Origin of the sequence: Acinetobacter sp. WC-323 (assembly GCF_000314615.1) — a bacterium.
Classification (GTDB): Bacteria; Pseudomonadota; Gammaproteobacteria; order Pseudomonadales; family Moraxellaceae; genus Acinetobacter; species Acinetobacter courvalinii.
The window spans coordinates 66,953-81,470 of sequence record NZ_AMZS01000058.1 but is presented as its reverse complement, the minus strand read 5'-3'; the positions used below and the strand labels follow the sequence as shown (position 1 = coordinate 81,470).

11 protein-coding genes are annotated in these 14,518 nt (G+C 46.1%); 6 read left to right on the top strand and 5 right to left on the bottom strand.

The features are described 5' to 3' along the window. Window positions 1-51: 51 nt before the first annotated feature. The gene (locus ACINWC323_RS05335) at window positions 52-3,414 is read right to left on the bottom strand and encodes an Rne/Rng family ribonuclease (protein WP_009514125.1); all 3,363 of its coding nucleotides are present in this window, start codon (window positions 3,412-3,414) and stop codon (window positions 52-54) included. Window positions 3,415-4,204: 790 nt separating this feature from the next. Here ACINWC323_RS05335 and ACINWC323_RS05340 point away from each other — a divergent pair. The 5 genes from ACINWC323_RS05340 to ACINWC323_RS05360 all read left to right on the top strand — a co-directional run bounded on the left by ACINWC323_RS05340 (window position 4,205) and on the right by ACINWC323_RS05360 (window position 8,641). Then, entirely contained in the window at window positions 4,205-5,137 is a 933-nt protein-coding gene (locus ACINWC323_RS05340) for an RluA family pseudouridine synthase (protein WP_009514105.1), read from the top strand. Beyond that, window positions 5,134-5,808, top strand: a complete 675-nt coding sequence (locus ACINWC323_RS05345) for an HAD-IA family hydrolase (protein WP_009514226.1) — start codon at window positions 5,134-5,136, stop codon at window positions 5,806-5,808. Before ACINWC323_RS05340 ends, ACINWC323_RS05345 begins: the two co-directional genes overlap by 4 nt. A gap of 71 nt (window positions 5,809-5,879) precedes the next feature. Further along, complete coding sequence (locus ACINWC323_RS05350) at window positions 5,880-6,575, top strand: helix-turn-helix transcriptional regulator (RefSeq protein WP_009514210.1); 696 nt, start codon at window positions 5,880-5,882, stop codon at window positions 6,573-6,575. A gap of 52 nt (window positions 6,576-6,627) precedes the next feature. After that, window positions 6,628-7,236, top strand: a complete 609-nt coding sequence (locus ACINWC323_RS05355) for a glutathione S-transferase family protein (protein WP_009514253.1) — start codon at window positions 6,628-6,630, stop codon at window positions 7,234-7,236. A 352-nt stretch (window positions 7,237-7,588) separates the two neighbouring features. Further along, a complete protein-coding gene (locus ACINWC323_RS05360) occupies window positions 7,589-8,641 on the top strand; it encodes an MBL fold metallo-hydrolase (RefSeq protein WP_005280698.1) in 1,053 nt (350 codons plus the stop codon). A gap of 15 nt (window positions 8,642-8,656) precedes the next feature. Here ACINWC323_RS05360 and ACINWC323_RS05365 read toward each other — a convergent pair whose 3' ends face one another. The 3 genes from ACINWC323_RS05365 to ACINWC323_RS05375 all read right to left on the bottom strand — a co-directional run bounded on the left by ACINWC323_RS05365 (window position 8,657) and on the right by ACINWC323_RS05375 (window position 11,076). Then, window positions 8,657-9,025 (bottom strand): DoxX-like family protein, encoded by a 369-nt coding sequence (locus ACINWC323_RS05365; protein WP_009514262.1) that lies wholly within the window; start codon window positions 9,023-9,025, stop codon window positions 8,657-8,659. Continuing rightward, window positions 9,022-9,462, bottom strand: a complete 441-nt coding sequence (locus ACINWC323_RS05370; RefSeq protein WP_009514112.1) for a thiol-disulfide oxidoreductase DCC family protein — start codon at window positions 9,460-9,462, stop codon at window positions 9,022-9,024. The genes ACINWC323_RS05365 and ACINWC323_RS05370 overlap by 4 nt, the downstream gene beginning before the upstream one ends. Before the next feature lie 93 nt (window positions 9,463-9,555). After that, entirely contained in the window at window positions 9,556-11,076 is a 1,521-nt protein-coding gene (locus tag ACINWC323_RS05375; protein WP_005280689.1) for a catalase, read from the bottom strand. 600 nt (window positions 11,077-11,676) lie between these two features. Between ACINWC323_RS05375 and ACINWC323_RS05380 the strand changes: the two genes are divergently transcribed. Beyond that, window positions 11,677-12,126: a hypothetical protein gene (locus tag ACINWC323_RS05380; protein ID WP_009514160.1), complete on the top strand. Its 450-nt coding sequence runs from the start codon at window positions 11,677-11,679 to the stop codon at window positions 12,124-12,126. A 70-nt stretch (window positions 12,127-12,196) separates the two neighbouring features. On the opposite strand, the gene ptsP is transcribed toward ACINWC323_RS05380, so the two are convergent. After that, entirely contained in the window at window positions 12,197-14,491 is a 2,295-nt protein-coding gene (gene ptsP / locus ACINWC323_RS05385) for a phosphoenolpyruvate--protein phosphotransferase (RefSeq protein ID WP_009514232.1), read from the bottom strand. Between the last annotated feature and the right edge of the window lie 27 nt (window positions 14,492-14,518).

Here is a 14,518-nt window from a genome sequence, read left to right as displayed (position 1 = left end):
CCTAGTCACCGAAATGACTAGGCTTAGCCTTATTGAGTGCAATTTAGCAAATTATTCATTGCTAGCTGCAGCCTTTTTCGGTGGACGTCCACGTGGACGGCGCGGGCGGCTTGATTTTTCTTTCTCTGCTTTTGCAGCTTCATCTTCTGATTCCGCTTCGGTTGCAGCTGTTGCCTGTTCTGCTTTTTCAGCAGCTTGAGCTTTCTCAGCAGCTTTGCTCGCAGCTTCAGGCTTGGCTTCAGCTTTAGCCGCTGGTGCTTTCACCGCTTCAACCGGTGCTACTTCTGCCGGAGCAGCCACTGCTTCTTGAGCAAGTTCTAGAGGTTGTTGCTCTGGCGCTGCAACCACAGTTTCTTCTGCTGGCTTAGCGACTTCTTCTGTTTTCACCTCTTCTTTCGATTCAGTATTTTCAACAGGAGCAGGCGTTGCGTTTGAAGCAATATGCGCTTCTTTGGCTTGCTCTGCAGCAAGTTTGGCTAAACGACGACGTTCACGCGGGTCATTTGCAACTCGAACAGTAGCAGCTTCAGGTGGTGTTAATGCTAACACTGGCGCTGGTTCAGCTTCTTCCGCTACTTTTTTGCTTGGAAGTTCAGCATCACGTGTTACCGGACGCTTTTCTTCTTCAACCACGGTGTCTACCACTAGCGTGCTGGCATATTGCTCGGCAAACTTTTGTAGGGCACGGTTAAACGTAGTGATTAAACCAAATTGCTCAATCAGGATAGTGCAGTCTTCACCATAAACATGGCGAATCAGGCTACCGATCGTGTATTGACCCAGCGCTGGAATCTGCGATGGTGCAATTTTTGGTGCTGCTGCTTTCTGCGGTGCTTGAGCACCACGTTGACGACGACGCGAACGTGGGTCATTGCTGGCACGTTTTACCGGCGCTTGGGCTGCTTCTTCTGCAGTTGCAGCAGGTGCTTCTTTCGCAACCACTGGTTCTGCTTGAGCCGCAGGTTTGCTCTCGGTTTTTTCTACAACAGCAGGCACAACTTCCGCTTTTGCGGCAGGTGCAGTAGCTTGTTGTGGATTTAGTGCCACGATCTCACTTTGACCTTGATCAATGTTCACGATCAATGCCGTGTTCATTGGCTCTGGACGTGGTGCATCCACCACATCAACTTTAACCTGTTGCGGGTTCGCAGGCGCTGCAGTTGCAGCGGGTGCGTCATTCAACACGCTTTGGTCTCGGTGACGGTTTGGTCGGTTCGGACGTTGCTGGTTACGGTCACGACGTGGTAATGGCGCATTGTCATTCGCTTGCGCAGCCTCATGATGTTGCTGCTGGTTTTGAGGCTCTTGCGACTGCTGACGTTTTTGTTGACGTTTCAGTTCGCGTTGCTCTTGGCGCTGTTCCTGACGTGACAGTTGAACGACTTCTTCGTGCACTTGATTTTGTTGTTCATGTGCATGCGCGTGTTGTTCACGTTGCTCTTTGTGCTTGCGTTTCTTCTGGTTTTGATTTGGACGATGTGGTTTTTCGTCTTTCTCAAACGTTTCACGCGGTTCCTGTTTCACAGGATTCTGTGAAATATAGGCATTGTTAGCCGCTGGTGCAGCAGTTTCAGCGGCAACAGATGCAACAGGTGCATTGACCTGACCAAACTGGCCACGGCTTACTGCGCCATTGTTGACCATTTGCTCAATCGCAGCTGCCGCATTTTGTGCCGAGCGCGATTGATCTGTAGTTTGTGCCTGTTTTTGAACAAACAGGTTTTCTAACCATGCACAAGGACTTGCTGACTTTTGCGCAACAGCCTGTTGAGTTTGTTTTGCTTGCGCAGCCTGTTGCTGAGCAGCTTTCTTCTGTGGCGCAGCTGCTTGATTTTGTGCAGGTGCATGGTGATGCTCTGCATCTTCCAGATGCCAGTCAGAAGACTCGTAACCGAGTTCTTTTTCACTTGAACGGGTTGCTTCAGTACGTTCATAACTAGACGGTGCAAAACCATCCGGATTGAACTGGATTTGATAGTGTGGCGTTTCCAAGTGCGGATGCGGTAATACCGTTACACGAACATTTGAGGTTTGTTCCAAATACACCAGGCTGTGACGCTTTTCATTCAATAAGAATGCTGCGATTTCAACAGGCACTTCAACTTGAACTTCACCTTGACGTTCGCGTAATGCAATTTCTTCAACCTTACGCATGATCGAAAGTGACAATGAACGTAAGTCACGCACCATACCGGTACCATGACAGCGTGGGCATACATAACCTGTCGCTTCTTCTAAAGAAGGGCGTAAACGTTGACGGCTCATTTCCATCAGGCCAAAACGAGACAGTTGACCGAACTGGATACGTGCACGGTCGCTTTGCGTTGCTTCACGTAATTTGGCTTCAACCATACGCTGGTTACGGTCTTTGGTCATGTCGATAAAGTCGATGACTACCAAACCGCCGATATCGCGTAAACGCAGTTGACGTGCGATTTCTTCGGCTGCTTCCAGGTTGGTGTTGAGTGCTGTTTCTTCAACATCATGACCGCGAGTTGATTTCGCCGAGTTAATATCAATCGATACCAAGGCTTCGGTCTGGTCGATGACGATTGAACCACCAGAAGGAAGTTTGACTTCACGCTCATAGGCAGTCTGGATCTGGCTTTCAATTCCGAAGTGAGCAAATAAAGGCTCATTCATGGTGTAGGTTTTTAATTTGTCGAGCTGACGTGGCATCACTGCTTTTACGAAGTTATAGGCTTCGTTGTAGGCTTGCTCACTATCGATCAGAATTTCAGCAACATCATCACGTAAATAATCACGAATGGCACGTGTTACCACGCCTGCTTCCTGATGAACCAGCATTGGTGATGGACCTGAACTTGCCGAACCCTGGATTTGTGCCCACAGGTCAAGTAAGTGTTGCAAGTCGAGTTGCAGTTCTTCCTGAGTACGGCCAATCCCGGCGGTACGAACGATGACGCTCATGCCACGCGGTACATTTAACGAGGCTAAAATTTCTTTGAGTTCCTCACGGACAGAACCTGAAATCTGACGGCTGATACCGCCACCTTTCGGGTTGTTCGGCATTAAAACTAAATAACGGCCTGCAAGTGAAATGAAAGTCGATAGGGCAGCACCTTTGTTGCCACGCTCTTCTTTTTCAACCTGAACCAGTAATTCAGTGCCTTCAGTGATCAGTTCACGAATATTTGAAGTTTGACGAGGGTCAGCTTTGAAATACGAGTTTGCAATTTCCCGCATAGATAAAAAGCCTTGACGCTGTGCGCCGTACTCAACGAAAACCGCCTCTAAAGAGGGCTCAACGCGAGTGACATGACCTTTATAAATATTTGATTTTTTTTGTTCGCGAGTACGATTCTCTAAGTCGAAATCGTAAAGACGATTACCAGTGATAAGTGCAACGCGAACTTCTTCGGCGTGGGTTGCATTAATCAACATACGTTTCATGGGTGTGACACCTAATAGTGATGCACACAAACAATAAGCCCAATATTTTTGAGCAAACATCTCATTGGCACGATCAAGACTCAGAAGCAACGTTGTGTAGCAAGCTCTGAAACCACTGGCTGTAAGTATCCAGCTGGAGGCTTTGATCCGGTTATTTCGATGTTAGCAATACTGCTTCAATCTTGAATCCGTTGATATTTCATGGCATGTCTGACATCTGTGAAATATCACTAGATCCGACATAATCAAAGTTTCCTGTACGCTTCACTGGCGGGTGAGCGGTGCATTGGATGGTGACTTTCACTGTCATTAAGCATTGAAGTCGATCCATCTGGAAGTCTTGATACGGAATGATCATCGTATCTCTGCTTGGCAGTTCCAATGCATCAACGCTTTAGCCTGAATGCGACATCAGGGAGCAAATTGTCTGATGTGGATCAGTTTACGTTTAATAACCAGCAAATTGCTGGCGACATATTTTTTCTGAACAAACTGTATGTGCTGATGCACAATTAAACGCAACAGTTTGCCATTTTGCCGATATAATAAGCCTTCGGCGTCGGCATAATTCTTTAGGACCTATCCGAGTTATTGGTGAATATCTCATCGATTTAAAATTTTATCTAAATAAAATTTCTGATTTGATGCTCACTTACGGTGGTATCCGTGCGCTGAATATACCAAACCTTGCAGCATCTGCCTATGGGCTAAGTTTAGGTTTCTTGTGAAATAACTTAGCTAAATGATCATTTTTTAATCATATTTAGCAAATCTTGGATTAATCGAGCGTATGAATTCTACACAACAATGGCAAAGTGTCACTTGGTTTGACGTGGATGAGCATCAAGACGGGCAGCGAATAGATAATTTTTTATTTACCCGATTAAAAGGTGTTCCAAAAAGTCGCATCTACCGTTTGATTCGTGAAGGACAAGTACGCGTAAACAAAAAAAGAATAAAAGCAGAAACACGTTTGAACATTGGCGACCAGATTCGTGTCGCACCAATCCGTTATGAACAGAAGGATGAAACGGCTGCACCTGTCAGCGATAGCGTCGCGCAAAGCCTGTTGAGCCGAGTGGTGTATGAAGATGAAGGCTTGCTGGTAATCAATAAGCCTTCGGGAATTGCCGTGCATGGCGGCAGTGGTGTGGCCTATGGCCTGATTGAAGCATTACGTGCGGCGACAGGCAAAAAATATCTGGAACTGATTCACCGGATTGACCGTGATACCTCAGGTCTGGTGATGGTCAGTAAAAAGCGCAGTACCTTAAAATTGCTACAGGACCTGCTACGTGAACATAAGATCCAGAAAACCTATGTCACTATTGTTAAAGGTCAGGTCAGTCTGGATCGCCAAATGATTGATGCGCCTTTATTGCGTTATGAACTGGCCAATGGCGAGCGTCGTGTCCGTGTGACTTCTGAAGGTAAGCCAAGTAAGACTGACTGGAAAGTGGTTGAGCGCTTTAAAACAGCCACTCTGGTTCATGCTTCACCCTTATCAGGCCGTACCCATCAAATCCGGGTACATGGTTTAAGTATTGGTCATCCATTGGTGGGGGACGATAAATATGGACACAATACGGTGTATAACGGCCCGGCAGCACGCCGTTTGTGCCTGCATGCCATGCGTCTGGAAATTCCGAATTATCCAGTGATTGAAGCCCCGATGCCTGAAGATATGCAGCAGGTGATAGACGAATTGAGAAAGCAGAAATGAAGCAGAAGATTGAACTCGTCATTTTCGATTGGGATGGCACCCTGTTCGACTCGGTGGGCCAGATTGTGGCGAGTTTGCAATATGCAGCGCAGCAATTTGAACAGCCACTGACGGATGAAGCCGCGAAAAGCATTATTGGTTTAGGTTTGCCAGAGGTAATGCAGATTCTGTTTCCGCAAGTCCCGCATTTGCATCAGGAGCTTTTGCAATGTTATGCCGATCATTATGTGGCGAACTCGAAAGGCGATGTCTGGTTCAATGGGGTCGCAGAGCTATTGATGGATTTAAAGCAGCAAGGTCTCAAGCTTGCGGTCGCAACCGGGAAAAGCCGTAAGGGGCTGGATCGTGTATTGGCACAAACCAATAGTCATGCACTATTCGATATTACCCGTGCCGCGAGTGAAACCAAGTCCAAGCCAGATCCACTGATGTTGCAGGAAATTCTGGCCGAGATGGATGTGGCGGTTGAACATGCGATTATGGTGGGAGATACCAGCTACGATCTGGAAATGGCGCAAAATCTGAATATGCCGCGTATCGGGGTCAGTTATGGAGTGCACAGTATTGAAACGTTACAGCAATATCAGCCTTTAACCATTGCACATCACGTGCAGGACTTGCATCATTATTTACAAAGCCTGCTCAAGGTTGCTGATTTAACCGAAAGTTAATCCACTGAAGATAAAATGACAATGAGGGGAGAGTTCGCTTTCCCGTCATCCATAATAACAATAGGGACTATATGAGCCGATCGATCCGTTTGCTCAATTTATTACAACTACTCCGAGAATATCGCTATCCCGTCACTGCACAGGTATTGGCGGAGCGACTGCAGATTAGTCAGCGTAGTGTCTATCGGGACATTGAGACATTACGCGCCCAAGGTGTGAGTATTGATGCGGCAGCAGGGTTGGGGTTTCAGCTCAAAGAAGATTTCCTGTTACCCCCAATGAGCTTGAATGAAACCGAGATCGAGGCCATCTTTCTGGCCTTAAACTGGTTGAGTGAAATTCCTGATCTGGCTTTAAAATCAGCGTCCACGTCGGTTCTGGCCAAGCTCAATGCAGTATTGCCTGAACATTGCCGACATTTACTTCAACACACCACCTTACGTTCCATCAATGCCTGGCTTCCTGTAGATGCACAACTGGTGGAGCTGGTACGTCTGGCTATCCGCCAGCAAGTCAAAATTGTGGTGGATTATGCCGATGAGCAGCAGCGTATCAGTTCCCGTACCGTGTGGCCTTTTGCCCTAGGGTATTTTAATGATCGGATTGTGCTGGCCGCATGGTGCGAATTGCGACAGAGTTTTCGACACTTCCGGATTGACCGTATCCAGCAGCTCAGCCTGTGTCAGGAGCTTTATCCGCAATTCAAGCAGCAACTGTTTCAACAATGGTGGAGGCAAGAGGTATGTTCGACTACTGACAGAAACTGACAATCCAGACAATTACATTGAAATAAGAATAACTCACTAAGGACATATCAACATGGCACTTAAACTTTATACCAATAATTTCTCACGTGGCGTTGTAGTGGACTGGTTGCTGATTGAACTGGGCGTGCAATGTGAGCGCATCGAAGTGGCCTTTGAAACTGAAATGAAAGCGCCTGAATATTTAAAAATCAATCCCTTTGGCAAAGTCCCTGTGCTGGTGGACAATGATATTGTGGTGTATGAGCTGGATGCGATCTGTGCCTATCTGGCCGATAAGTTCGCAGACAAAGGTCTGGCACCTGCACTCAATGATCCGAAACGCGGTCTTTATTATCGCTGGCTGTTCTTTATTTCAGGGCCTTGGGAAGCAGCTTCAACCAATAAAATGCTGGGTGTCGAGGTCAAACCAGACCAGAAAGGTTCTGTGGGATATGGAGACTACCACGATGCCTACAATGCCTTTGTACAAGGCCTGAGTGAAGCTGATCCGTATTTATGTGGCAAACAGTTTACTGCTGCGGATGTGACCGTTGCTGCCATGCTGTTCTGGCAGCTCAAGATGGGAGAAGTTGAGCCTCATCCTGCGATTGAACGCTATCTGGACAATATTAAGCAGCGTCCGAGCTATCAAAAGTTTGCTGCCTTTTTTAGCAATGTTTAAGATTTCATCACTATAAAAAGCCGACTTGTTCGGCTTTTTTATTTTGTCATCCCGATGAATCTTCAATCCAAGACAGAAAAACGTGAAGCAAAAACGTCTGGTTTAACCTTTCACTACAATTGTCACTGAGCCTTATTAGTTCAGTAAAATTGTGTTGACTCAGCTCTAGAAAATCAGCATAACTGAATACCTTATGTTAGGATCAAGGTCCGATTATGCTGTGATGAAATGTCTAAGCTCTAGTCAAAAAATCATGATGATTTAAAACGCGATAACATTGAAAACACGCCGTAATCTCAGGGATATAACATAATGGACCTCATGCGATTAGATTCCACCACAGAAGAAGTACATGAAAGATAAGCCGACATTAACCTATCAATTGCCGACACAATCTTGCTTGAGTCATACTTGGGTGAAACCGCCGTTTCCACATGAGGCTTCTGATCATTGCGGCATAGACCGGTTCTATAATTTGCAGAAACCGTTAACCCCGTTTGATCGTAAAGGGCTATTAAAGTGGCTGGCGACCCGTCAGTCCTATACCTGGAATGTTGACCGTGTTCATGAGTCTAATTTACGCAACCAAATGCTGGAACTGCCCCAAAACCGACCGCATGCCGACTTAAATGACTGGCAAATCTGGTTTGTGGGACACGCCACAATTTTAATTCAAATCGGCCCTTATAATTTCCTCACCGATCCGGTCTGGTCTGAATATGCCAGTCCGAAACAGGGCAATGGACCACGCCGTGTCTGTCCCGCAGGTATTGCGCTGGAACATCTTCCGACCATTCACGGGGTCTTGCTCAGTCATAATCATTATGACCATATGGATCTGGCGACGCTGGATTGGTTACATCAGAAATTTGAAATGCCGATTTATACCGGTTTAGGCAATGGCTATTATCTGCCGAAACATCTGCATGTGATTGAAATGGACTGGTGGCAGGAAATTCCGTTTCATGATGAGTTAAAGATTGCCTATACACCTGCACAACATACTTCCGGGCGAGGCGTGCGCGATCAGAATCGTGCCTTGTGGGGCGGTTTTTCCGTGCTTGCCAAGACCGGACACTGTTTCTTTGCAGGTGATACCGGTTATTCAGGGCATTTCAAGCAAATCCATGAGCGCTATGGCGATGCCAGAATTGCCTTATTACCGATCGGGGCTTATGAACCGCGGATGTTGATGCGTTATGTGCATATGAATCCACAAGATGCCTTTCATGCACATTTAGACTTGCATGCGCATCGCTCACTGGCGATTCATTATCGTACCTTCCAGTTGACAGATGAAGAGCGCGATTCGCCTGAACATGAATTGCAGCATGCCATGAAATCTTCTTCGAAACTGGTCAATCCTTTCTATTGCATTCGCGAAGGGCACTTTTTAAGGGCTTAGCATCAGCCTCGGCATTCAGGCACCAGATGAAAGACTGGCTAGTGCAATATTCATGACCACAGGATTAAACGCTTGGTAAAGCTGATTCGGGTCAATGAATAGAATAAAAATAAATAACCCGGTCAAACTCATGATACTGAGCCAGTGTAAACAGGGATGTTTGATGAACAGAAACAGAACACCAAAAATGACTTCATTGATTCCGGACAGCATGACCAGCCATCCTATATAGAAATGAGCTATCGGTAATTGTTGCCAAATGGCTTGTTCAGTCGGTGACTGAAAAATCAGTTTAGGAATTAGGCCTTGATAGATCCAAAGCAAGGCGATCATCGACTGACAAAATTTTAAAATCCTGTGGATGGTCGGGTGACGCTGCTTCATCTCAAGACATCATCCTGAAGGAAATGTTGCTGAATATCCGCAGTCACCACATAACATTGTTCAGTTTTACCAAACAGATCATAGCGATTTAACGCAATGCGCCGGTAAGCAAAATCACGGAGGGTTTTAGGAACAAGACGGGCATATTTTAAGCTGCTATAAGGAAAATCCAGCCGCTGAATAATACGCAAAAAGGCCGTCGATTCTGTATAACATTGACCTTTTTCCAGCAATAGCATGGTTTCAAAATGATCGGTCGGGAAATGGTAATACTTTAACAATTGCTGCCCTAGACTGGATTGTACCGACACCAGTTTGAATTGACAGCGTCGATCATGTTTGATCATAAAATCTGCCCAGGCTGAACAGAGTACACATACCGCATCGAACAGGATGATGTTATGGTTTTGAATCAAGTGTTGTAAAGGTTTTGACATATTTATTCTTCTTATCCGGTGTTGAATAAATTGTCCCTCAAAGGCATTAAAAAAGCCATCCGAAGATGGCTTTTTTATTAAGTATTTGCTGGCTTAAAGAAAGCTTGGTAAATGACGCGCCGGATCAGTTTCACGCGCAGCTTGTGCATCAGCAACGGTCATGCCCAATGCTTTTGCAACCCCTTCACCGTAGGCCGGGTGGCAAGCGTAGCAATTACGGATATGACGATACTTGATGAAGTCGAGCGCATCACCCATGGCACGTGCTGTATTGCCAAATAAAGCGTCTTGTTGCTCTGGTGTCATCAGTTCGAACAAGGCACGTGGCTGACTGAAGTAATCATTGTCATCTTCACGGTAATCCCAGAAATCGGCATCACCATTAATTTTTAATGGTGGCTCTTTATACTGAGCTTGCTCTTGCCACTGACCAAAGCTGTTTGGTTCGTAGTGCGGTAAACCACCATAGTTGGCATCGATACGGCCTTGACCGTCACGGTGATTACTGTGTACAGGACAGCGTGCCGCATTGACTGGAATTTGCTGGTAGTTCACACCTAAACGGTAGCGTTGTGCATCGGCATAGTTGAATAAACGCGCCTGCAACATACGGTCGGGTGAAGCACTGATTCCTGGCACCAGATTGCTTGGTGCAAAAGCAGATTGCTCTACATCAAGGAAGAAGTTTTCAGGATTACGGTTCAGTTCAAACTCACCCACTTCAATTAACGGATAATCGCCGTGAGGCCATACTTTGGTTAAATCAAACGGATGATATGGGACTTTTTCCGCATCTTGTTCTGGCATAACCTGAACAAAAAGGGTCCATTTTGGATAGTCTTTACGTTCAATGGCATCGAATAAATCACGTTGGTGGCTTTCACGATCCTGACCCACCAGCTCGCCGGCTTCTGCATCCGTCAGATTTTGGATACCTTGTTGGGTTCTGAAGTGGAATTTCACCCAGAAACGCTCATTGGCGGCATTAATGAAACTATAGGTATGGCTACTGAAGCCATGCATATGACGGTAGCTTGAAGGGATACCGCGGTCTGACATGACGATGGTGACCTGGTGTAATGCTTCTGGCAATAACGTCCAGAAATCCCAGTTATTGGTGGCACTACGCAGGTTAGTTTTCGGGTCACGTTTGACCGCTTTGTTTAAATCCGGGAATTTACGTGGATCACGCAAGAAGAAGACCGGGGTGTTATTCCCGACCATATCCCAGTTACCTTCTTCGGTATAGAATTTCAGGGCAAAACCACGAATATCACGTTCCGCATCTGCTGCACCACGTTCACCGGCAACGGTGGTAAAACGGGCAAACATTTCAGTTTTTTTGCCGATTTCACTAAAGATTTTAGCGCGGGTATATTGGGTAATATCATGGGTAACGGTGAAAGTACCAAATGCACCAGAACCTTTGGCATGCATGCGGCGCTCAGGAATCACTTCACGGACAAAGTTGGCAAGTTTTTCATTTAGCCATAAGTCCTGGGCTAATAATGGTCCTCGCGCACCCGCGGTCATACTGTTCTGGTTATCGACAACTGGCGCACCAAAATCAGTGGTAAGGTGGCTATATGGACATTTTTTTTCGTCTTGGCTCATGTTCTATCTCCATCAAGAGGACCTGTAAGTGAGGTCATCTCAATCATTTGACCGTTCAAAGATATGAGTGCTTCGCTGGGACATATACAAATTGGGTATCAAAATTTCAGATGCCTAAGTGAGATTTGCAATGAATCAGTTCAGCCTTTGTATTTTTACTCTAGGTTGATGAAAGCTTTTTTTCCAATGGATTAAAGTTGATGTCATAAATGCTTTATTCGATTGAAGCTGTTTATAGCTTAAGCTTGAGCTGAGTGTTTGTAGATATAAAAATTGTTAAAAAAACAAGAAAGCTTATGAAAAATATAAGTTTTATTATAATTTGTTGTTGGTATTTCAATGAATGCACGGCCTCGAAACAAGAAATGAAAAATGGCGGTAGTTGAGACAGGAATTGGAGCAATGGCCTGTTGCAGTTATGTAAAATAGCATTGAGTCGCAAAAAAAATGCATATTCATCAAGACTTGCGTGCTCATGCTTAAGTGAATTTTCGGATTGAGAGAACTGAACCAGGCGATTGGGTTGAAAATATGTAAGTGAGCATGATTTTAATGCAGGGCATGCTATGTTTGAGTTCTTTCTTGATGAGATAAAAAACAATGAAAAAAATAGTCACCGGTCTTGGTTTATCTTTAACTGTACTGACAGGTTGTACAGCCATGCCGCAGGATACTGAACTTAAAGCCAATCAAGCCATACCCTTGACCGTTGAGTTTGTGGGAGCAGGCAACCATGCGGTGCAGCCGCAACAGGGCACAATCAGCTTATATGCTGTGGAAAGTCGTATGGCCGATGTGCCTGCGACATTGATTGAGAAAAAGACAGTGCAAGTCTCTCAAGTCCCTTTTCGGGTTGAATTTATCATTCCAGCAGACCATCGTCAGCGTATTCAGCCACAGGTCCGTGATGATGCCGAAGTGAGCTATTATGTGACCTGGCAATCCGATGCCAAAAATTTAACGGGTAAAGATGCGATTGCGATTGATTATGACCGTCAATTTCCGAAGGTGAGTCTGGGGCAAGGAAAGCAACAGGTTTATTTAAAATAAAAAATTATCTGTAAAAAAAGAGCGACGCTTGCAGAGAGTCGCTCTTTTTTATAGGCAGTGTATATATTGTTTACACACTGACCAGTCGATTCGATTTCACCATATCGGCAAGACCATGGGTTCTGAAATAGTGTTCCAGCCAACTTTTAATCACCAGCGGATTGTTCATTTGCAGCACATCTTCCAGCAGTTTTTTGGCGTCGCTCATTGGCACATGGCAAATGGCTTTGCGGACACGCAAAATATTGCTGGAACTCATCGAGAGCGTATTGAAGCCCATCGCCATCAATAAAATCGCAGACAATGGATCACCGGCCATTTCACCACAGACACTGACCGGCTTTTGGTGGGTATGGCAGTCTTCAGCCAGACGTTTCAAGGCCCGTAGAATCGATGGGTGGAAGTGTGAATAGACGTTGGCAACATGTGGATTATTACGATCCACCGCCAGTAAGTACTGGGTTAAATCGTTCGAGCCCACCGAGAAGAAATCGACCAGTTCGGCAAACTCATCAATTTGCAGTAGCACGCTTGGAACTTCGACCATAATTCCGATTTTCGGCTTGGTAATCTTGACCTGTTCTTCTTCCTGTACCGCCACCCAGTCACGCTCAAGCAGATACAGCACTTCTTCCACTTCACTGACACTGGTCACCATCGGCAGCAGGATATGCAGGTTATTCAGGCCAATACTGGCTTTGAGCATGGCACGGATTTGCGCAGAGAAAATCTCAGGATGATCCAGTGTAAAACGCAGTCCACGCCAGCCCAGCGCCGAGTTTTCTTCTTCAATACTGAAATACGGCAAGTCTTTATCCGCCCCAATATCCAGGGTACGCATAATCACCGGTTTATTGGCAAAATGGCTAAGCTGTTGACGATAAATGGCACGTTGTTCTTCTTCGCCAGGGAAGCGCTCACGTAGCATGAAGGGAATCTCGCTACGGTATAGGCCTACGCCTTTGGCACCGCGCTGAACGCCACGCACCACATCAATCATTAAACCAGTATTGACGAATAACGGGATAGAGATGCCATCAGGCGTGATCGCATCTTTGGTTTCATATTGCTTTAGATCTTTGGCGATCTGTTCTTCTTCTTTCTGGACTTCTTTATAACGTTGGCGTAAGCGACGCGGTGGATTGACAAAGACACGACCTTGGTAGGCATCGACAATCATTTCAATGTCATCCAGTGTGGTGATTGGCAACTCGGTTACACCGACTACAGTTGGAATGCCCAAGGCTCTTGCCACAATCACCATATGCGAATTGGCAGCGCCTTCAGAAGTCACAATCGCCGCGATATTATCTACTGGTAATTCTACCAACGCGGCGGTACTGATTTCTTCACCAATCAGGATGCTGTCAGGACTGAGTTCACGATGGCTGGAATCCGCTTCCTGCAAGCAGGCAAGAATGCGACGGCCCAGATCTTTCAGATCAGAAACACGTTCACGCAGGTAGTCATCTTCCATTTGCGCAAATAGCGCCACATGCTTGTCGATGACTTTACGTACTGCGCCCTGGGCCCAGCTTCCAGCACGAATATGATCTTTAATTTCATTGGGTAAGGCATTTTCATCCAGCATGCGTAAGAACACGCTAAATAACGCGCGTTCTTCCGACATGAGAGAGTCTTGCATTTTTTCATCTAAAGACTGGATTTCCTGACGAACCGAGGCTATGGCCTGATCCAGTAAATCCAGTTCTTCGCTGATATCTTCTGCTTCACGATCTGGAATGGCAGCCAGATCGGCAGGCGGGTAGAGCACGATGGCACGGCCCAGTGCAATACCCCCGGCCCCTGAAACGCCCTGAAAAGTCTTATAGGTTGAACCAGTGCTTGGCTTGCGGAATACATCAATATTCCCGACCGCATGGGCATGGGCGATCACACCAGAAAGTTGTGCGCATAGCGTCACTAAAAAGGATTCGGCAGCTTCGCTAAAGTCCTGGGATTCCTTATTCTGAACCACCAGTACGCCCATTACCTTACGGCGATACATCACCGGAACGCCAAGGAATGAGTTAAACAGCTCTTCGCCAGTTTCTGGTAAATAGGCGAAACGGTCATGCTTTGGCGCATTATCGAGGTTCACGATCTCTTCGCGTTGCCCGACCAGACCAACCAGACCTTCACCAATATTCAGGGAAACATTGCCGACGGCTTCTGGTTTGAGGCCTTTCGATGCCATTAGCACATACCGGCGATTGCGTTCATCCAGCAAATAAATCGAGCAGACATCCACATGCATGGCTTCGGCCACATGATTGACCATAATGTCCAGAGAATCATGCAAACTGACGGACGCATTGATTTCTTGCACAATGCGTCTAAGGGTGTCGAGCTGCATGTTTGACATGGATGTTTACTCCAGTTTATTGAATCG

Bases quoted from the DNA above. Each gene is read 5' to 3' on its own strand.
- ACINWC323_RS05335 (WP_009514125.1), bottom strand. From the start codon at position 3,414: ATGAAACGTATGTTGATTAATGCAACCCACGCCGAAGAAGTTCGCGTT.
- ACINWC323_RS05340 (WP_009514105.1), top strand. From the start codon at position 4,205: ATGAATTCTACACAACAATGGCAAAGTGTCACTTGGTTTGACGTGGAT.
- ACINWC323_RS05345 (WP_009514226.1), top strand. From the start codon at position 5,134: ATGAAGCAGAAGATTGAACTCGTCATTTTCGATTGGGATGGCACCCTG.
- ACINWC323_RS05350 (WP_009514210.1), top strand. From the start codon at position 5,880: ATGAGCCGATCGATCCGTTTGCTCAATTTATTACAACTACTCCGAGAA.
- ACINWC323_RS05355 (WP_009514253.1), top strand. From the start codon at position 6,628: ATGGCACTTAAACTTTATACCAATAATTTCTCACGTGGCGTTGTAGTG.
- ACINWC323_RS05360 (WP_005280698.1), top strand. From the start codon at position 7,589: ATGAAAGATAAGCCGACATTAACCTATCAATTGCCGACACAATCTTGC.
- ACINWC323_RS05365 (WP_009514262.1), bottom strand. From the start codon at position 9,025: ATGAAGCAGCGTCACCCGACCATCCACAGGATTTTAAAATTTTGTCAG.
- ACINWC323_RS05370 (WP_009514112.1), bottom strand. From the start codon at position 9,462: ATGTCAAAACCTTTACAACACTTGATTCAAAACCATAACATCATCCTG.
- ACINWC323_RS05375 (WP_005280689.1), bottom strand. From the start codon at position 11,076: ATGAGCCAAGACGAAAAAAAATGTCCATATAGCCACCTTACCACTGAT.
- ACINWC323_RS05380 (WP_009514160.1), top strand. From the start codon at position 11,677: ATGAAAAAAATAGTCACCGGTCTTGGTTTATCTTTAACTGTACTGACA.
- ptsP (WP_009514232.1), bottom strand. From the start codon at position 14,491: ATGTCAAACATGCAGCTCGACACCCTTAGACGCATTGTGCAAGAAATC.